The sequence below is a fragment of the Lentzea jiangxiensis genome (genome assembly GCF_900104175.1).
Classification (GTDB): domain Bacteria; phylum Actinomycetota; class Actinomycetes; order Mycobacteriales; family Pseudonocardiaceae; genus Lentzea; species Lentzea jiangxiensis.
This window is the reverse complement of sequence record NZ_FNIX01000019.1, coordinates 58,081-75,194: the sequence shown is the minus strand read 5'-3', so window position 1 is coordinate 75,194 and position 17,114 is coordinate 58,081. Positions and strand designations below refer to the sequence as shown.

Sequence of the window (17,114 nt, the reverse complement as noted above, 5' to 3'; positions counted from 1 at the left end):
CAGAGGCACGGCCGCCTTCCTCTACGGCAGAAGTACATGAATCGCCGGGCTCCTGCACAACGAGGATTTGTGCTTTCCTACGAACACGAATGGACGAAAGTGACCTGACATGCTGTTGCTGCGGACGTTGCTGCGGATGCCGGAACTGCGCCTGAGCCTGCACACCGGTGAGGACCAGCTCGACCGCACGGTCACCCGCGTGTACGGAACGGAGCTGCCCGACCCCAGCCGGTACCTGTCCGGCGGGGAGCTCGTGCTCTCCGGCCTGCTCTGGCACCACGGCCCGCAGGACTCCGAGACGTTCGTCCGCTCGCTCGCCTCCGCCCGCGTCGCCGGCCTCGCCGCCTCGGAGGTCGAGAACCGCGCCCTGCCGTCCGACCTGGTCGAGGCCTGCCTGCGCCACCACGTGCCGTTGCTCGAAGTGCCCGTCGACCTCTCGTTCGCGACCATCACCGAACGCGTCTCGATGGAACTGGTCGGCCTCTCACGGCACCGCCGCCTGCTGAACGTCGTCGCCGAGGGCTCCGGCCTGCCCGCGCTGGTGCTGGCGGGCCGTCACGAGCTGAACGCGCCCTGCTGGGTGCTCTCCACCGCCGGCCGGGTCGTCGCGGGCGGCGCGCTGCCGGACCGCCTGACGCTCGTGAAGGAGTTCCTCCAGGCCGACCGGCTCCCGAAGACGGTCAGGGGCATGACCCTCGTGCCCGTCTCCGACCGCGGCGGCACCCGCCTCACCAGCTGGATCCTCGTCGTCGGCGGCCCGGTGCAGCAGGAGGCCGCCGCCGAGCTGGCGTCACTGGTCGGCCTGGAACGCCTGCGCCAGGCCCAGGGCCGCCAGATCGAGAACCGCACCGCCGCCCCCTTGGTCTCCGCCGTCCTGAGCGGCTCGGCCGACCTCGAGTCCCGCCTCGCCGCCGCCGGCCTGGAACGCGCCCGCCTGCGCGTCATCAGCGCCGTGACGTCCGACCAGCGCACGGACCTCGCCGCCGCGGTGCTGGAGGAGGCGCTGCCCCGGGCGCTGGTGACCCCGGTGGGCGACACCGTCTGCGCCGTGGCGAAAGCCGACGACTCACCACCCGACGACGTCCGCGAGGCGATGCGCGTGATGGAACCGGGCCTCGGCTCGTCCCGCGTGCTCGTCGGCATCAGCTCACCGGTCGAGTGGCGCGGCCTGCGAGGAGCCGCGGAAGAGGCCGCGCACGCACGCCGCCTGGGCGAACGACGCGGCGGACGCACGTGCGTGGTGGCGGGCGAGGAGATCGCACTGCACCAGCTGCTGCTCGCGGGCGTGCCGGAGGAGCTGCGCGCCTCGTTGCGCCGCCGCCTCCTCGGACCGGTCCTCGACTACGACGCCGAACACGGCTCGAACCTCGTCGGCACGCTGAAGGTGTTCCTCGACTGCTCCGGCTCGTGGACCGCGGCCGCCGCCCGGCTGCACGTCCACGTGAACACGCTGCGGTACCGGGTCGGCCGGGTCGAGGGGCTGCTGGGCGTCGACCTCGCGGAGTTCGAGGTGCGCGTGGACCTCTTCCTGGCGTTGCAGGCGGGGTAGCTTGGGGTGTGTGCCCTTCGGTTTCGTGAAGGCGCTCCTCCGGCCTTCCGCCCCGGTGTCCGACCATCGGCCGATAGAACGAATCGCGGCCGACCTCCGTCGCGTGCGCCGGGCACGGGCCCGCTTCGGACCCGGCGCGTCGGCCGCCAAGAAGATCGGTGCTCGTCAGGCCTATGACGCGTTGCTCGCGCAGGCCTGTTCGGCGTTGGAGGTGGAGCACCGGCTGGACGCCCTGGGGGAGGGAGTGGACCGCGAGGTCGAGCGGTTCAGGGTCGAGGAACGACTGAGGAGCCTCGGATTGTCACTCTGATGGCTGATACCGATCGAGCCTTCAGGCTGATGCCGGAGCACCCCCGCGCTTCCTACCGTTCCCGCCATGAGGACCGCCGCTTTACTCGTGGGCCTGCTGCTGGCCGGAGCGACCGGCTGCGCGGCAGCGCCCAGCATCCGCGTGGTGGTCGAGGGGACCGGCACGACCGACCAGCTCACCTACACGTTCCCCGGCGAGGAGGAGCGCACCCTGCGCAACCCCGACATGCCGTTCGAGCGCATCGGCAAGCGCAAGGGGCGGGTCGCCATCCGGCTGGAGGGCGTGCACGGCGAGCTCACGTGCAAGATCATCGTCAACGGGCGGCAGGTGCGGTCCTCGACGTCGAGCACCGGCGCCGCGCTCACGTGCGATCACTCTATGGCCGTCTGACGAAAAGCGCCGCAAGCCCGTAGCTTCGACATGTCGGGGAGGTGCCGGTGACGAAGAACATCATGAGCGGCAGCGCCGGGAACGTCGTGCAAGCGGGGACCGTTCGGGACGTGCACTTCCACTCACCGTGGCGTGAGGTGCCCCCACCGTTCCAGCTACCGCCGGCGCCGCGGTGCTTCGTGAACAGGGAGGCCGAGCTGGCCGCGATCCGACTCGGCGATCTGGTGGTGTTGAGCGGCCCAGGAGGAGTCGGCAAGACATCGCTGGCGTTGCGGTGGCTCCAAGATCGGCGGTCCGCGTTCCCCGACGGACAGCTCTACGCCGATCTCGGTGCCCATGCGGAGAACGGACCCGGTTCCCCTGAGGACGTGCTGGAGGGGTTCCTCCACGCCCTCGGCGTGGGCGAGATCCCGCCGCAGCTCGCGCGCCGCGCCGCGCTGTTCCGGTCCGTCACGGACCGGCGCCGGTTGTCCCTTCTCCTCGACAACGTCGCGAGCGCGGCCCAGGTCCGTCCGTTGCTGCCGGCGTCGGGCACGGTCGTCATCACCAGCCGCTGGCGGCTCAGTCCTCTGGGGCTGGACGGTGCGCGGTTCGTGGACGTCGCGCCGATGAACGTCGAGGAGTCGATCGAGTTCTTCGAAACCGTCGTGGGCCCGGGAAGGCTCGCACGAGAACCGGATGCGGTGCGGGAGGTCGCCCGGCTGTGCGGGGGACTCCCCATCGCGCTGTCCGTGGTGGGGGCGCGGTTGTCGACGCGGCCGCGTCGAACGTTCGAGCGCGAGGTGGTCGACTTGCGAGACGACAGGCTGCCCGAGCTCGACGAGTCCGCCTCGGTCCGGTCGGTGCTGGACCTGTCCTATGTGGACCTCCCGGAACGGCAGGCCCGGCTGTACCGCCTGTGCGCCTGGCACCCCGGCGCACACTTCGACGTGTCCGTGGCAGCCGCGATGATCGAAGAACCCGAGTACGACGTGGAGGACGCGCTCGAGGACCTCGTCGAGAAGTCGTTGCTGAGCGAGGCTGGTGACGACCGGTTCCGGTACCACGACCTGTTGCGGGTGCACGCGCGGAGCAAGGCCGATCCCGGTGGCGAAGCCGCCGTGCGCAGAGCGGTCGAGTGGTACCTGACACGAGCCGTCGAGGCCGATCACGTCGTGGCGCCCGACAGTTTGCGGACCGGGCCGGTGTACGCCTCGGCGCGCAAGGACGCGTACTCGACACCGGAAGACGCGATGGACTGGCTCGTCCTGGAACGGGAGAACCTCGTTCGCGCCGTCGAAGTCGCTCCCGCTGAGCTGCGGTGGCAGTTGTGCGAGCCGTTGTGGGCGTTGTTCACACATCACCACCTGTACAACGACTGGATCTCAACCTACCGGCTCGGCGTCGCGGCGGCAGGAGCGTGCGGTGAGCTCGTCGCCCAGGCGCGGCTGCGGACCAAGCTCGCGCTGGCGTTGATCAACACCGGTGCGCTGGACGAGGCTGTCTCGGAGCTGGAGGCCGTGCTGGAGCTGGACGACCCGCCCAGCAGGTCGACGGCGCTGACCCTGCTCGGCCGCGTGTGCAGGGAACGCGGTGAGCCGGAACGGGCGTTGGAGCTTTACCGTGCGGCGCTCGCGTTGCGCACCCGGGACCGGGGCCGGGGTCAGGCGAGGCGCCGCATCGGTGAGGCGCTCGTGGAGCTCGGTCGCTACCCCGAGGCGATCGCTGAGCTGGAACTCGCCGACTCGCTACTGGCGGAAGCCGCCGAGCAGGCCCGCACGCGGACGTTCCTCGCGAGGGCCTGCCGGTTGGGCGGTCAGCCGGAGCGGGCGCGGGCGTTGCTCGACTCCGCACTCGACCGGCTCAGCCGCTCACCGATGCATCTCGCCGACGTACACCTCGAACTCGCCGAGCTGGCCGACGACCCGCGCCCGCACCGGCTGGCCGCGCTCGCGTGCTACCACGACGAGACCGATCCACAGGCCGTGCGCATTCAGGCTCTGCTCGACCAGGACGGCGGTGCAACCGGGGTGGTCCCGCAGAGCCGCGAACGGTGACGTGCCCGGCGGGCAGAAGACCACGTCCGCGACACCTGCCAGGCGCGTGCCCGATCTCGCGATGACCCAGCGGTCAGGCATGGTGGGCCGCCACAGGTTCCGCGCGGGCCTCGTGGGCAGGCTCCGGCAGCCGCAGCAGCCGGTACATCGAGGCACGCAGCAGTCCCGCTGCCTGGTCGAGCCGTGAACTGAGCGAAGAGGCGATGTCGGGCGTGCCGCGGGCGAGGAGGTCCGCGAGGCTGCCGGGTCGCACCGGAGCCCGTGTGGCGAGCTCGACCGGTACACCGACCGCGGCCGCGTACTGCGTGACGCTGCCGTGGTCACCGATCACGCGGTCGCTCGCGATCACCGCCGCCCTCCACCCCTCATCGGGAGGAATGACGATCAGGTCGGGACGGTCAGCCAGCCACGCCCGGACCTGCCACGGCCCGTGCACGGACCACGTCGTGGGGTGGATCACCACCGCCTTGCGGAAGTCACCACCGCGGTACAGCTCCTGCCTGCTCCCGAACGTCGAGTCCGGCCGCCACGTCGAGCTGATCGTGACCAGGTGCTCGTCCGGCGCCACGCCCAGCGCCGCCCGGTAGGCGGCCCGGCGGGGCAGACTGGCTCGCATCCGGTCCAGACACAGGTCACCAGCGACTACCGCGTGCGGTACCGCCTCCGGGCACGAGCGCTCGAGCACCTCCAGTTCGTCGTCGTGGCTGAGGACCAGGGCCGCCGCGGTCACCCGGCCACCGCGCATCAGTTCGTGGCGGTCGAGGCCGTGACCGGTGAGCCGCCGTGATTTCAACGCTCCCGCGCCGTGCGGCAACACCAGCACCGGGCCGAGGACGTGTTCGAGGTCGCGGCGGCTGGCCGCCAGCACGAGGTCGAACTCCACACCGGTCGCCTGGCTCCACGGCAGGGTGAGAACGCCCTGGCGTTGCAGGAACTCACTCGTGCCGAAGGAGATGCCGTGTGTGTCAGGCACCGTCGAGACGACCTGGACCCGCTGATCTGCCTTCAACAGCTCGAGCACGTCCATGAGGCGTGTGCCGGCGACGATGTGCGGCACCAGGACGAGTACGGATCTGCAGCCCGCCACGGTCACCCGCCGGGCTGCCTTGGGGCCGACCGGCGCGTCCACCCACACGGCGCTCACGCGGCCGGCACGGCGTCGCCAGCCGTGCAGTCGATCACCGGAGCCGACGTGCGGTGTGGCGCGGAAGTGCGTCCCGCCATGACCAGCACCACGTCCGCAGCGGTGTCCACCGGTTGGCTGGTGAGCCTGGTGCCATTGTCCAGCAACAGTTCGGGGACGAGAGGGTCGTGGTAGGTGACGACGGCCTCCCGGCTCAGCTCGTTGATCATCCGCAGCGCCGGGGACTGCCTCACGTTCGCCACACCGGGCTTGTAGGTCACACCGAGCACGTGGACGTGTCGCATGGGCAGCCCGAGCTCGGCGAGCTTCACCCGGACGCGGTGCAGGGTGTGCGCCGGCATGGAGTTGTTCACCGTGATCGCCGCGTCGACGACTGGGGAATGCAAGCCGTACCTCCGCGCGTTCGCGGCGAAGAAGCCTGCGGACACGGGGATGCAGTCGCCACCCGCGCCGGGACTCGGCCGGTGCGGCAGGAACCCGAAGGGCTTGCTGCCCGCCGCGTCCATCACCTCGTGCACGTCCACGCCTTGAGCCCGGCACAGGGCGTGGAGCTCGTTGGCGAGCGAGATGTTGACCAGGCGGAAGGTGTTCTCGAACACCTTGGTGAGCTCCGCTGCCCGTAAGGTGCTCACCGTGACGACCTCGGCGGACAGCCGCCGCAACAGCTCGGTGGCGCGGTCGGCGCAAGCGGAGGTGAGGCCGGCGACGACCCTCGGAGCCGAGGCGGTGCTGCCGGGATCGGTGCGCACCGGCGAGTGCGCAAGGTGGAAGTCGGTGCCGGGCCGCAGACCCGACGCCGTCGCGAGCCGTGCGCTCAGCAACTGGTCGACCGTCCCGGGCTCGCAGGTGCTTTGGATGATCACCAGCGCGCCCTTCGGCAGCACCGCTCCGACGCGGTCCGCGGCGTTGACGAGCATTGTGGTGTCGAGTCCGCCGTGGCGGTCGGGCGGCGTCGGTACGCACAACACGTAATTGTCGGCCGCGACGATCTCGTTGTGCTTCAGCGACAACCGGCCGGACCGGAGTGCTCCGGCGAGCGCGGTCTCGTCGACGGTGGTGAGCCCGCATCCCGGCGCACCGGTGGCGATGTCGTGGATGCGGCTGGCGCTGGCGTCTACGCCGAGCACGTGCAGATCCGCCGTCGCGGCGGCGACGGCGACGGGCAACCCGGTGAATCCGAGCCCGATGACGACGGTGTCCATTTGGCCTCCCTTGTCGAGGTGGCACCAGGTTGGAACGTGGTTCTGTCCCTCCCCTTTCCGCGTTGCCCGCTCATTGCTGAACGTGCAGGTAAGAGCGCTTGAAATGATCGTCTTCCGCACGAGGTGGACTGGAACGGCTTTCCGATAGCTTTCCGTGATTGATGGCCAATAAGTGACTCGAAACGACAACAAACCTGGATCGCCTCGCTGGAACCCGGCACACTGCTCATCGGAAGGGTGCATCCGGGGAGGGATGGCGCCGATGGAGATCGCATTCAGGATCCTCGGTCGGACGCGCGTGCGCGTCGATGGCGAGTTCGTGGTGGATTGGGGAAAACCGAAGGCCCGTGGCGTGCTCGCCGTACTGTTGCTGAATGCGGGCAACGCCATTTCGGTGAACACGATCGCGGACTGGGTGTGGCCCGACCGCCGTCCTGCCAACCTGTACCCGACGGTCCAGACGGCGATCACCAGTGTTCGCGCCGCGTTGCAGCGTTCCGGTGTGCGGTTCTCGTTGCGCAACGAGGAACGTTGCTACCGCCTCGAAGTCGACAAGTCGTTGATCGACCTGCACGTCTTCCGCAGACTCGTGGACCGGGCCCGCGCGATCGGCGGCACCGATCACCAGGCCGCGTGCGAACTGGTCGAGCAGGCCCTGGAGTTGTGGGGCGACGAACCGCTCGCCGACCTCGAAGGTGACTTGGCGGCTCGTCGCCGCGATCACCTCGTGCGCAACCACTACCTGAGCGCCTCCCACGCGTTGCTCTACGGGCTGGGCAAGCTCGGCAACTACACGCGGATGCTTGACCACCTCGACGAAATCCCTCCGGAACTCGACCTGGAAATACTCCTCGCCAAGCACCGGCTCACCGCGTTGTACGGACTGCAGCGCGCTCAAGAAGCCTTGAGTTACCTGGTGCGGATCCGGCGCAGGATCGTCGAGGAGATCGGCGACGGGTCCGAAGTGGAACTGAACGCCCTGCACGAACGACTGCGCGTCCGGCACGAACAGGCCACCGCGGCCAGGTCGCCGGGACCGCGTTACCTGCCGCGCGACGTCGACGTCTTCGTCGGGCGCGAGCACCTGCTGTCCGAACTGGACGCCTTGGTGCCGCCGGGGGCGACACCGCGCCTGATCACCGTGGACGGTCAGCCCGGCATCGGGAAGACAACGCTAGCCGTGCACTGGGCGCATCGGGTGAGCCAGCGGTTCCCCGACGGCTGCTGGTTCGCCTCCCACGCCGATGGCTCGGAAGTGGTCGCTGACCTGCTGACAGCACTCCTCGTGCCGATCGAGTCGATCCCGTCCTTGCCCGCGCGCATCGCTCGTCTCCGCGAACTGCTGGCGACACGGCGGATGCTCATCGTGCTCGACGACGTCACCGGCGTGGAGCCGCTGCTGCCCGCCCTGGCGACCAGCGTGGTCCTGGTGGTGAGCCGTGCGAGGATGAGCGGTCTCGTGTTGCGCCATCAAGCCCGCGCGTTCACCGTTCTGCCGTTGGGCAACGAGGAGATCGCGGGGTGGCTGCACGACCGGCTCGGGGCCCGAGCCGCCGCCGCACCCGACCTCGTGGCGCGCCTCGCCGAGCGGACTGGCGGCATGCCGTTGGTGATGCAGCTGATGGGGGAGCACGTCGCCGCGCAGCCGGACAGGTCCCTCGCGGATCTGCTCGTCTCGCTGACGGATGGCAGAACGTTGTTGTCCCTGCAGCACAACGGCATCAGCGCCGAGTTAGAGCGCTCTTACCGTGCGCTGTCGCCGGAGCAGGCCCACGTCTTCCGGTTGTTCGGGTTGCACCCCTTCCACGAGATCCCGCTGCCGGTGGTCGCCGCGTTGGCCGGACTGCCGATCGAGCGTGCCCGTGCGCTCGCCGACGAGCTGATGTGGAAGCGGCTCGTGGACACCGTCGACGGAGATCGCTACCGGATGCACGACCTGCTACGGGAGTATGCGGCCGACCGGCTCGCGCACGACGGGCCGCGAACCGAGCGCGACGGTGCCGTCACCCGACTCATGAGCTGGTACCTGCACACGGTCAACAACGCCGATCGCATGGTGTTCGGATATCGCGACGCCGTGCCGATGCTGCCCCTGGCCGACGGGGTGCGGCCGTTGCAGTTCGCCGATGAGGACGCGGTCGCCAGGTGGATCGCCAAGGAGAAGGCGAGCATCGTCGGTGTGCTGCGGAGCTCACCTCAGCCGGGTTACGTGTGGCGTATAGCGAACGGTGCGGGCGAGCTCTTCTCGCGCTACGGCCACTACGACGAAGTGGTCGCGATGATGACCGCCGGCGCGGAGGCCGCCCGGCTCAACGGCGACGTCCTGCCCGAGGCCGACACTCTCTCGAACCTCGCGCACTTCCACATCAAGCTGCACGACTACGCAGCTGCGGACCGCCTGCTCGAACGGGCGCAACGGGTCCTTGGCGATCATGACGACCCCGAGACGCTGGCCGTGCTGCTGCGCAACAAGGCCGACTGCCTGCGTGGCGCGAGCAACGTGCCCAGGGCACTCGAGCTGTACCAGGAGGCGCTCGATCTCGCGGACGGGTTCGAGGACACCCGGTCGGGAATCCTGCACCGCATGGGCGTCGCGTGCCGCGGGGGAGGCAGGCTCGACGAGGCGGCCGCCCACCTCGTCCAGGCACGCCTGATCCGTCAGCGCACCGGTGACTACAAGGGGGAAGCCGACTCGCTCGTCGAACTGGCGCGGTTGGCACGGGAGAGCGGTGACGACTTCTCCGCACGGACGAACTGCCACGAAGCCGTCCTGCGGTACGTGCAGGCGCACTGCCTGCCGGGACAGGCCGACGCGCGGCTGGTGTTGGCCGTGATCGCGCGAGATCACGACGACGCCGGGCGCGCGTTGACCTACGCGACCGAGGCGTTGGAGCTCTGCGCCGGACTCGACCGGGAGCTCGAAGCGCGCTCGCACGACCTGCTGGCCCAGCTCGCGTGGAAGGCCGGCGAGCGCGACACCTCGATCGAGCACCTCGAAGAGGCTTACAGGGCCTACCGCGACATAGGCGACGAACGCGCCCACTCCGTCGCCGCTCAGCTCGACGAGCAGGTGGCGCTGAGCGTTCCGGTCCTGCCCCTCTCGCGCGTGGACGACACCGTTGTGCGGTTCGACAACGGTTGGGTGGAGTAATTTCACCCAATCGATTGGTCCTCTACCTCAGGTGTGCCTGAACGGGCGTGGCGTCCTGGACAGCCGACGATCGGATCGGGAAGGTTGGCCGTACCGGCTACTCCAATGGGTGGCGGTCGCTCTGCGCTACCCCGGTGACGCACGTCTCAGTGCCGTCCTGGCATCATCCGCGCATGATCATTACAACAGTGCGCCTCAGCGCTGTACTAGGGGCGGCCGTGATCGCCGGAATGCTCGGCAGCACGCAGGCGAACGCTGCGGCCGCCGAGCAGGTGAGCGAACCCACCGTCCGTGCACTCGGTCCAGAGTGCGGCACGGACTCCATGAAGTGGGGATCCACACCAGCGGTGCTCAACTAGCCGTTGCTTCACCCACGTCCTGTCCCCGGCGGCCACCGGGGACAGGACGTTTTACATTACGCGCTCGCTAGCCGACCGAGGCATCCGCATCTCGATACGGCTGGAATTGCGGTTCCAAAATTAAAGTTCTCTATAGCGCCGTGTGGTCCTCTCTGGCTGTGTGCACGTCGATGATGATGCCCTGTGTCGTAGGGTGTGAACCACCTCTTAGGACACTGAAAGTCCAGGTGAGGCCCCGAAAACCCGAACGGGGGCTCTAAAGGGTTGTCCACATGGGTGTCGTTCGATCGCTCATCAATTCGTCCTATCCTCTGCTCCATGCCTAAGGATTTCCGCGCGACGACGCTTGAACGTGCGATTGGGCGCAGCTTGGCCTCGTGGCGCAATGAACGGGGGTTCAGCCTCACCGAGGCGGGCGTGCGAGTGGGGTTCAGCAGCGCGAAGCTGTCGACGATGGAGAACGCGGTGCAGCCGTCGACGCCCGTGGACATCATGGCGCTGGGCTACGTCTACCGCGTGCCGGCCGCGCAGTGGCAGGAGGTCGTGCTGCAGGCCCAATACGCGGAGCGCAGACGTTCGAAGCCACGCCGTCCCGAGCTGTTCGACCCGACTGCGGACTTCGCGCACCTGGTGTTCGAGGCCACGTCCCTGCGTGCTTTCACGACCGACCTGGTGCCGGCGGTGTTCCAGCTCGCTGACTACTCGAACGCGGTGGCGCGGGCGGACGACCCCGCTCGCGCCGCGGTGGTCGACCGTGTGCGTGAGTCGGGTGCCGAACGGTTGAAGGACAAGGATCCGCTTGCGGTGCAGGCGGTGTTCCCCGAGGCGGTCCTGCGGCAGGTCGTCGGGGGACCGAGGGTGATGAAGGCCCAGCTGTTGCACCTCATGGAACTCAGCGAGGACCCCTCTGTGAGCCTGCGGATCGTGCCGCGTGGCGTGGGGGCGTATCCCGCGATGGGGTCGCCGTTCACGTTGCTGGGGTTCCCGCACCGCCAGCACGACGACGTCGTCTACTTCGAGTCGTTCATCAGGGGTGCGTACGTCGAAGACCAAGGGCTGGTCGACCTGTGCGCGCGGCGGTTCGCCGGGCTGCGTCAGGTAGCGCTCGGCGACGGGGAGTCGCTGGAGCTGATCGCCGAGGCGGCGGCCGAGCTGTGAGCCGCCGGGGCGGGGCGTGCGACGATGACGCCGACCGGGTGAACGAACGACGGAGGTGTGCAGGTCGTGGTCGGCGAGAACACAGCCAGGCTCGCGGTGCTGATCGACGCGGACAACGCGCGGCCCTCGATCACCGAAGACCTGCTCGCCGAGGTGGCCAAGTACGGCACCGCGCACGTGAAGCGGGCCTACGGCGACTGGACCGGCACGAACCTCAAGGGCTGGAAGGAGCACCTGCTCGCGCAGTCGATCCAGCCCATCCAGCAGTTCGCGTACACGACCGGCAAGAACGCCACGGACGCGGCGATGGTCATCGACGCCATGGACCTGCTGTACTCCGAGCGCTTCGACGGGTTCTGCATCGTGTCGAGCGACAGCGACTTCACCCGGCTCGCCGCGCGGCTGCGCGAGTCCGGTCTCATCGTCTACGGGTTCGGCGAGCGCAAGACGCCCCAGCCGTTCGTGGCGGCCTGCGACAAGTTCGTCTACATCGAGAACCTGACCAGCGCGACCACGCCAGAGGAGATCGCGCCCAAGCAGAAGACCGCGACGGCGGCCGCGCAGCTCAAGGCCAACAGCGCGCTCGTGAACCAGCTGCGCAACGCCGTCGAGGCCGCGTCCGACGACGACGGCTGGGCGGCGCTGGGGTCGGTGGGCAACATCATCACCAAGCAGCGGCCGGACTTCGACTCCCGCACCTACGGCTACACCAAGCTCAGCGACCTGATCACCGCGACGACGCTGTTCGAGCTGGAGCGCCGCAGCCCGGGGGAAGGCAAGTCGGCGATCATCTACACCCGCGACAAGCGGCGGCGTCCCGTCGGCTGAGAGCGCTGAGCTGTGGAGATGTCGGATTGCTGAGGAAACTCCGGTTCTGCCGCCAGGCTGGAGAAGGATCGAGGGCACCCCAATCCGACAAGGAGGCGGCATGTACCGCAGATTCGGTGTCCTGCTCGCGGCGGTCCTGGGCGTCACGCTCGTCATCGCGGCGCCGGCCACCGCGGACGGTTCCGGGCACTCCCGTCCCGGGAGCTTCCCCACCGAGTTCTCGCTGCCCGACGGGTGGCAACCGGAAGGCATCGCGATCAGCGGCACCACGGCGTACTTCGGGTCGCGGGCCGACGGGTCGATCTACGCGGCGGACCTGCGCACGGGCCGGGGCGAGGTGCTCGCGAAGGGGCCCGGCACCCCGTCGCTCGGCCTGAAGGTCGACTCGCGCAAGCGGCTCTGGGTCGCCGGTGGCGTCGGCGGCGACGCACGGGTCTACGACACGCGAAGTGGTGCGTTGCTGGCGAAGTTCCAGTTCGCGACCGCGGACACGTTCGTCAACGACGTCGTGCTGACCGAGAGGTCGGCGTGGTTCACCGACTCGCGCAAGGCGGTGCTCTACGAAGTGCCGCTGAGCCTCGAGCCGCACCGCACGCTCGCCCTGACCGGCGACCTCGTCATCACGCCCGGCGCGACGAACCTCAACGGCATCGTCACCGGACTCGACGGCGGGCTGATCGTCGTGCAGAGCAACACCGGAAAGCTGTTCGGGGTCGATCGCCGGAGCGGGAAAACGGCCGAGATCAATTTGAACGGTCAAACACTCACCAATGGTGACGGACTGTTGCGCGAGGGGCGGCAGCTGTACGTGGTGCAAAACAGGCTCAACAAAGTCGCGCGTTACACGTTGAGCCGTGATGGGGCAGCGCTCGCCGCAGAACGCACGGATGCCCGTTTCGACGTTCCCACGACGGTCGCCGCGTTCGGCAAACGCCTCTACCTGCCGAATGCCCGCTTCACGACTCCTCCGACGCCCGAGACGACCTACACCGTCGTCGCGATCGAGCGTCCTTAGGGACGGGGGAGCGGAACCGGCGGCAGAACTAGTCCGTACGGGGGTTCTTGCCTTGTGAGAACCCCCGTACCGGGTGTTGCTTCACTCACTCGACTGGGTAGCCTGCCAACCGCATACCGCGTGTGATCGCTGTCATCGGGTAACGATGATCACTCGCCGTAACTTTAATGCAGCCGAAGGAGTTACTCAGGTAACCCGCAGCGCTAGCCGTGGGACACAGGAGACCGTGAGAGCGCTGTGAACGAGAAGAGCGGTTACACACCGACCGACTACCGGACCATTCGGTCGCGGCTGGCCGGTGTCGTGGTCGTTCCGAGCGTCGTGCTCCTCGTCATGTGGGCCGTTTTCTCCTCTTACACCCTTTTCGACGTTTTCTACATGCGCTCCGTCGCGGCCGGGGTGAAGGGCGCGGCGATCCCGTCCGTCGAGGCGTTCGCGGGGCTGCAGGAGGAACGCGGGCTGAGCCTCGAACTGCTCAGCGGTGCCGGGGACACCGGCGAGCTGAAGAACCAGCACGGCCGGACCGACGAGGCCGTGCGGAAGATGAGGGACGCGTTCGCCGACCTCGCGGACGACGCGCCCCAGGACGTCGCCGACCGGATCTCCGCGCTCGACTCCGCGCTGAACGAGCTGCCGCAGCAGCGTTCGCGCGTCGAGGCGCGGACGGCGAGCCCGCAGGCGGTCTACGACTACTACAACAGCCTGCTCGACTCGGGCGTCGCCCTGCTGGCACGGCAGGCGCGGCTCGTGCCGGACGCGGAGGCGGGCCAGGCGAACGTCCAGGCCGTCACGATCTTCCAGGCCGCGGACTGGCTGTCGCGGGGCACCACGGTCGGGTCGCGCGGGCTGCTCAACGGCACGTTCACCCCGGCCGAGCGCGTCGAGTTCTCCCGGCTCGTCGGCGCCTACCACTCGAGCCTCGACTCCACGATCCCGTTCGCGCTGGAACAGGCGAAGGGCCAGTACGACGCGCTGCGCGGCAGCACCGAGTACCGGACGCTGCTCGACCTCGAGGGCCGGATCATCAACAGCGACCGGTCGGTGACCGACCGCCAGTGGCGCTCGGCGGCCGGTCCCGTGCACGACAACCTCGTCGGGCTCGCCGTCCGGCAGGCGCGTGACGCGGCCGACCTCGGTCTCGACAAGGCCGACAGCCGGGTGGCCGCGGTGCTGATCGGCAGCCTGATCGCGTTGCTCGCGGTCGTGGTCGGCATCGTGCTGGCGCTGCGCATCTCGAACCGGCTCGTGTCGAGGGCGCTGATCACGCGGCTCACGTCGTTGCGCGAGGACACCCTGCGGCTGGCCCAGGAACGGCTGCCGCACATCGTGGCGCGGCTGCGCGGCGGCGAGCAGGTGGACGTCCACCGCGACATGCCGCCGCTGGACTACGGCAACGACGAGATCGGCCAGGTCGCCGACGCGTTCAACACCGCCCAGTACACGGCGGTCGCGGCGGCGGTCAAGGAGACGCAGGCCCGCGAGGGCGTCAACCGGGTCTTCCTCGACATCGCGCACCGCAACCAGGGGCTCGTGCACCGCCAGCTCAAGATCCTCGACAGGCTGGAGCGCGAGGAGGAGCACCCCGAGCAGCTCGACGCGCTCTTCCAGCTCGACCACCTGGCGACCCGCGCGCGCCGCAACGCCGAGAACCTGATCATCCTCGCGGGGGAGCAGCCGGGCAGGCAGTGGCGCAAGCCGGTGCGCCTGAGCGACGTCATCCGGTCCGCGGTCGCCGAGACCGAGCAGTACGTCCGCGTCCGGGTCAACCCGGTGCCCGACCGCGCGCTCGTGGGCGTCGCCGTCGCCGACACCATCCACCTGCTGGCGGAGCTCGTCGACAACGCGACGGCGTTCTCGTCGCCGCGGTCGGAGGTGGTCATCCACTCCAACGCGGTGCCGCACGGGATCGTGGTCGAGATCGAGGACCACGGCCTCGGCCTCACGCAGGAGGAACGCCTGCAGGCCAACGCGAAGCTCTCCAACCCGCCGGACTTCGAGACGATGGCCTTCCGCGGCGAGTCCCGGCTGGGGCTCTTCGTCGTCGCCCGGCTCGCGGCGCGGCGGGGCATCAAGGTCGAGCTGCGCGACTCGCCCTACGGTGGCACCGTTGCGTTGTGCGTCCTGCCGCCGAACATCGTCGCCCCGCACGACATCACCGAGACCACGCAGATGCCGCCGGTGCGGTCGTCGCACGTCCGGCACCACGGCCACGCCGAGGACCACCCGAGCTTCCCGATCACGGTCACGCCCGAGGGGCTCGAGGCCCTGCACGCGGGACTGAACGCCTTGGCGCCCGCCGACGTTGCCGGGACAGGTGCACCAGCGGACGAACCACCCCCAGCGGCACCCCCTCCCACGGGAGACGGGAAGGCACCCCTTCCCCGCAGGAAGAAGCGGCAGAACCTCGCGCCGCAGCTCGTGCACCCGTCGGAGGAACCGCCGCCCCACGCCGAGCCGGTGACCGGCGAAAGGTCGGCCGAGCGGACCCGTGACGGGCTCGCCGCGTTCCAGCGCGGCACCCGTGACGCCAGGCTGACCGATGACTGGAGATCAGAAGGAGCCCCCTCGTCATGAAGGACAACACCAACCAGCACGGCGAACTGAACTGGTTGCTGGAGGACCTGATCCAGCGCGTGGTCGGCGCCCGCCACGCGGTCGTGCTGTCGGCGGACGGACTCCTGCTCGGCCGCTCGGCCGGGCTGTCCCGCGACGACTCGGAGCACCTGTCCGCGATGGCGTCGGCGTTCCAGTCGCTCGCCCGCGGCACCGGCCGCCACTTCGGCGGCGGTGCGGTGCGCCAGACCATCGTCGAGATGGAGCACGCCTACCTGTTCGTGACCGCTGCCGGGCACGGCGCCTGCCTGGCCGTCCTGGGCGAGGAGGACGCCGATATGGGCATGATCGCGTACGAGATGAACATGCTGGTCAAGCGCGTGGGAACGTACCTGTCGTCCGCACCGCGCGCGGAGACCGCCACCGTCCCCTCGGCGCGTGAGTCGCGCTGATGAGCGCGCGGGACGACTGGTGGTACGACGAGGCCGCGGGGCCGCTGGTGCGGCCCTACGCGATGGTGCGCGGCCGCACCCGGCCGAACGCGCCCGACCTGCACCTCGTGACGCAGGTCCGGGCCGCCGCGTTTGCGTCCGACCAGACGTCGCTGACGGTCGAACATCGCGAGATCATGGCCCTGTGCGCACGCCCGCTCTCGGTCGCCGAGGTCGCCGCCTACCTCGACGTCCCGCTCGTCGTCGTGAAGGTCCTGCTGTCGGACCTCATCGAGCGGGGTGACGTGCTCGTGCAGACCTCTTCCCCCAAGATCCCGGACAGGGATCTCCTGCAGGCCGTACTGGATGGTGTTCGTGGCATCTGAGCTGACCGTGCCGACCGCGGTCAAGATCGTCATCGCGGGCGGGTTCGGCACCGGCAAGACCACGATGGTCGCGTCGGTGTCCGAGATCCCGCCGCTCCGGACAGAAGAGCTGCTCACCGAGGCCGGCGTGCACGTCGACGACCTCGCGGGCATCGAGGGCAAGGACACCACCACCGTCGCCCTGGACTTCGGCCGCATCACCATCAACACCAAGGTGGTGCTGTACCTCTTCGGCACGCCGGGCCAGAACCGGTTCTGGTTCATGTGGGACGAGCTGGCGACCGGGGCGATCGGCGCCGTCGTCCTCGTCGACACGCGGCGGCTCGACTCGTCGTTCCCGTCGATCGACTTCTTCGAGCACCGCGGCATCCCGTTCATCGTGGCCGTGAACTGCTTCGACGGGTCGCAGAACTACACGGTGGACGAGGTGCGGCACGCGCTCGACCTGGACGAGGCGATCCCGGTGGTGCTGTGCGACGCGCGGAACCGGGAGTCGTCGAAGGCGGTGCTGGTGGGGCTGATCCAGCACTCGATGAACCGGCTGGCGGCGGTCTAGCGGCCGGGTTGTCGTGCATTGCGCTGTGCGTTGCGCTGTGGTGGAA

15 protein-coding genes are annotated in these 17,114 nt (G+C 69.2%); 13 read left to right on the top strand and 2 right to left on the bottom strand.

All coding sequences use genetic code 11. The features are described from left to right. Positions 1 to 109: 109 nt before the first annotated feature. The 4 genes from BLQ91_RS32780 to BLQ91_RS32765 all read left to right on the top strand — a co-directional run bounded on the left by BLQ91_RS32780 (position 110) and on the right by BLQ91_RS32765 (position 4,285). The gene (locus BLQ91_RS32780) at positions 110 to 1,549 is read left to right on the top strand and encodes a PucR family transcriptional regulator (RefSeq protein WP_090103230.1); all 1,440 of its coding nucleotides are present in this window, start codon (positions 110 to 112) and stop codon (positions 1,547 to 1,549) included. Positions 1,550 to 1,652: 103 nt separating this feature from the next. Next, positions 1,653 to 1,859 (top strand): hypothetical protein, encoded by a 207-nt coding sequence (locus BLQ91_RS32775; RefSeq protein ID WP_176960078.1) that lies wholly within the window; start codon positions 1,653 to 1,655, stop codon positions 1,857 to 1,859. A gap of 66 nt (positions 1,860 to 1,925) precedes the next feature. Beyond that, the gene (locus BLQ91_RS32770) at positions 1,926 to 2,249 is read left to right on the top strand and encodes a hypothetical protein (RefSeq protein WP_143022928.1); all 324 of its coding nucleotides are present in this window, start codon (positions 1,926 to 1,928) and stop codon (positions 2,247 to 2,249) included. A 47-nt stretch (positions 2,250 to 2,296) separates the two neighbouring features. Next, complete coding sequence (locus BLQ91_RS32765; protein WP_143022927.1) at positions 2,297 to 4,285, top strand: ATP-binding protein; 1,989 nt, start codon at positions 2,297 to 2,299, stop codon at positions 4,283 to 4,285. Positions 4,286 to 4,358: 73 nt separating this feature from the next. On the opposite strand, the gene BLQ91_RS32760 is transcribed toward BLQ91_RS32765, so the two are convergent. Then, complete coding sequence (locus tag BLQ91_RS32760) at positions 4,359 to 5,429, bottom strand: hypothetical protein (protein ID WP_090103223.1); 1,071 nt, start codon at positions 5,427 to 5,429, stop codon at positions 4,359 to 4,361. Then, a complete protein-coding gene (locus BLQ91_RS32755; protein WP_176960077.1) occupies positions 5,426 to 6,631 on the bottom strand; it encodes a nucleotide sugar dehydrogenase in 1,206 nt (401 codons plus the stop codon). The genes BLQ91_RS32760 and BLQ91_RS32755 overlap by 4 nt, the downstream gene beginning before the upstream one ends. A 262-nt stretch (positions 6,632 to 6,893) precedes the next feature. On the opposite strand from BLQ91_RS32755, the gene BLQ91_RS32750 reads away from it, so the two are divergent. From BLQ91_RS32750 to BLQ91_RS32715, 9 genes are all read left to right on the top strand, one after another. Continuing rightward, complete coding sequence (locus BLQ91_RS32750) at positions 6,894 to 9,782, top strand: AfsR/SARP family transcriptional regulator (RefSeq protein ID WP_176960076.1); 2,889 nt, start codon at positions 6,894 to 6,896, stop codon at positions 9,780 to 9,782. A 173-nt stretch (positions 9,783 to 9,955) separates the two neighbouring features. Then, complete coding sequence (locus BLQ91_RS40640) at positions 9,956 to 10,141, top strand: hypothetical protein (RefSeq protein WP_143022925.1); 186 nt, start codon at positions 9,956 to 9,958, stop codon at positions 10,139 to 10,141. A 318-nt stretch (positions 10,142 to 10,459) separates the two neighbouring features. After that, positions 10,460 to 11,299, top strand: a complete 840-nt coding sequence (locus tag BLQ91_RS32745; RefSeq protein WP_090103219.1) for a helix-turn-helix domain-containing protein — start codon at positions 10,460 to 10,462, stop codon at positions 11,297 to 11,299. Positions 11,300 to 11,365: 66 nt separating this feature from the next. Next, positions 11,366 to 12,127 (top strand): NYN domain-containing protein, encoded by a 762-nt coding sequence (locus BLQ91_RS32740; protein ID WP_090103354.1) that lies wholly within the window; start codon positions 11,366 to 11,368, stop codon positions 12,125 to 12,127. Positions 12,128 to 12,227: 100 nt separating this feature from the next. Continuing rightward, positions 12,228 to 13,142: an SMP-30/gluconolactonase/LRE family protein gene (locus tag BLQ91_RS32735; RefSeq protein WP_090103217.1), complete on the top strand. Its 915-nt coding sequence runs from the start codon at positions 12,228 to 12,230 to the stop codon at positions 13,140 to 13,142. Between the two features lie 237 nt (positions 13,143 to 13,379). Further along, positions 13,380 to 15,716 (top strand): sensor histidine kinase, encoded by a 2,337-nt coding sequence (locus BLQ91_RS32730; RefSeq protein ID WP_342670679.1) that lies wholly within the window; start codon positions 13,380 to 13,382, stop codon positions 15,714 to 15,716. Continuing rightward, positions 15,713 to 16,147 carry a roadblock/LC7 domain-containing protein gene (locus BLQ91_RS32725; RefSeq protein ID WP_090103215.1) on the top strand — a complete coding sequence of 145 codons (435 nt, stop codon included), beginning with the start codon at positions 15,713 to 15,715 and terminating at the stop codon, positions 16,145 to 16,147. The genes BLQ91_RS32730 and BLQ91_RS32725 overlap by 4 nt, the downstream gene beginning before the upstream one ends. Next, positions 16,147 to 16,512 (top strand): DUF742 domain-containing protein, encoded by a 366-nt coding sequence (locus BLQ91_RS32720; RefSeq protein WP_090103213.1) that lies wholly within the window; start codon positions 16,147 to 16,149, stop codon positions 16,510 to 16,512. The genes BLQ91_RS32725 and BLQ91_RS32720 overlap by 1 nt, the downstream gene beginning before the upstream one ends. Continuing rightward, positions 16,493 to 17,068: a GTP-binding protein gene (locus BLQ91_RS32715; RefSeq protein ID WP_090103211.1), complete on the top strand. Its 576-nt coding sequence runs from the start codon at positions 16,493 to 16,495 to the stop codon at positions 17,066 to 17,068. The genes BLQ91_RS32720 and BLQ91_RS32715 overlap by 20 nt, the downstream gene beginning before the upstream one ends. Positions 17,069 to 17,114 lie beyond the last annotated feature (46 nt).

Coding starts and splice junctions, on each gene's coding strand:
- BLQ91_RS32715 (WP_090103211.1), top strand. CDS start 16,493: ATGGTGTTCGTGGCATCTGAGCTGACCGTGCCGACCGCGGTCAAGATC.
- BLQ91_RS32780 (WP_090103230.1), top strand. CDS start 110: ATGCTGTTGCTGCGGACGTTGCTGCGGATGCCGGAACTGCGCCTGAGC.
- BLQ91_RS32735 (WP_090103217.1), top strand. CDS start 12,228: ATGTACCGCAGATTCGGTGTCCTGCTCGCGGCGGTCCTGGGCGTCACG.
- BLQ91_RS32745 (WP_090103219.1), top strand. CDS start 10,460: ATGCCTAAGGATTTCCGCGCGACGACGCTTGAACGTGCGATTGGGCGC.
- BLQ91_RS32755 (WP_176960077.1), bottom strand. CDS start 6,631: ATGGACACCGTCGTCATCGGGCTCGGATTCACCGGGTTGCCCGTCGCC.
- BLQ91_RS32750 (WP_176960076.1), top strand. CDS start 6,894: ATGGAGATCGCATTCAGGATCCTCGGTCGGACGCGCGTGCGCGTCGAT.
- BLQ91_RS32720 (WP_090103213.1), top strand. CDS start 16,147: ATGAGCGCGCGGGACGACTGGTGGTACGACGAGGCCGCGGGGCCGCTG.
- BLQ91_RS40640 (WP_143022925.1), top strand. CDS start 9,956: ATGATCATTACAACAGTGCGCCTCAGCGCTGTACTAGGGGCGGCCGTG.
- BLQ91_RS32725 (WP_090103215.1), top strand. CDS start 15,713: ATGAAGGACAACACCAACCAGCACGGCGAACTGAACTGGTTGCTGGAG.
- BLQ91_RS32770 (WP_143022928.1), top strand. CDS start 1,926: ATGAGGACCGCCGCTTTACTCGTGGGCCTGCTGCTGGCCGGAGCGACC.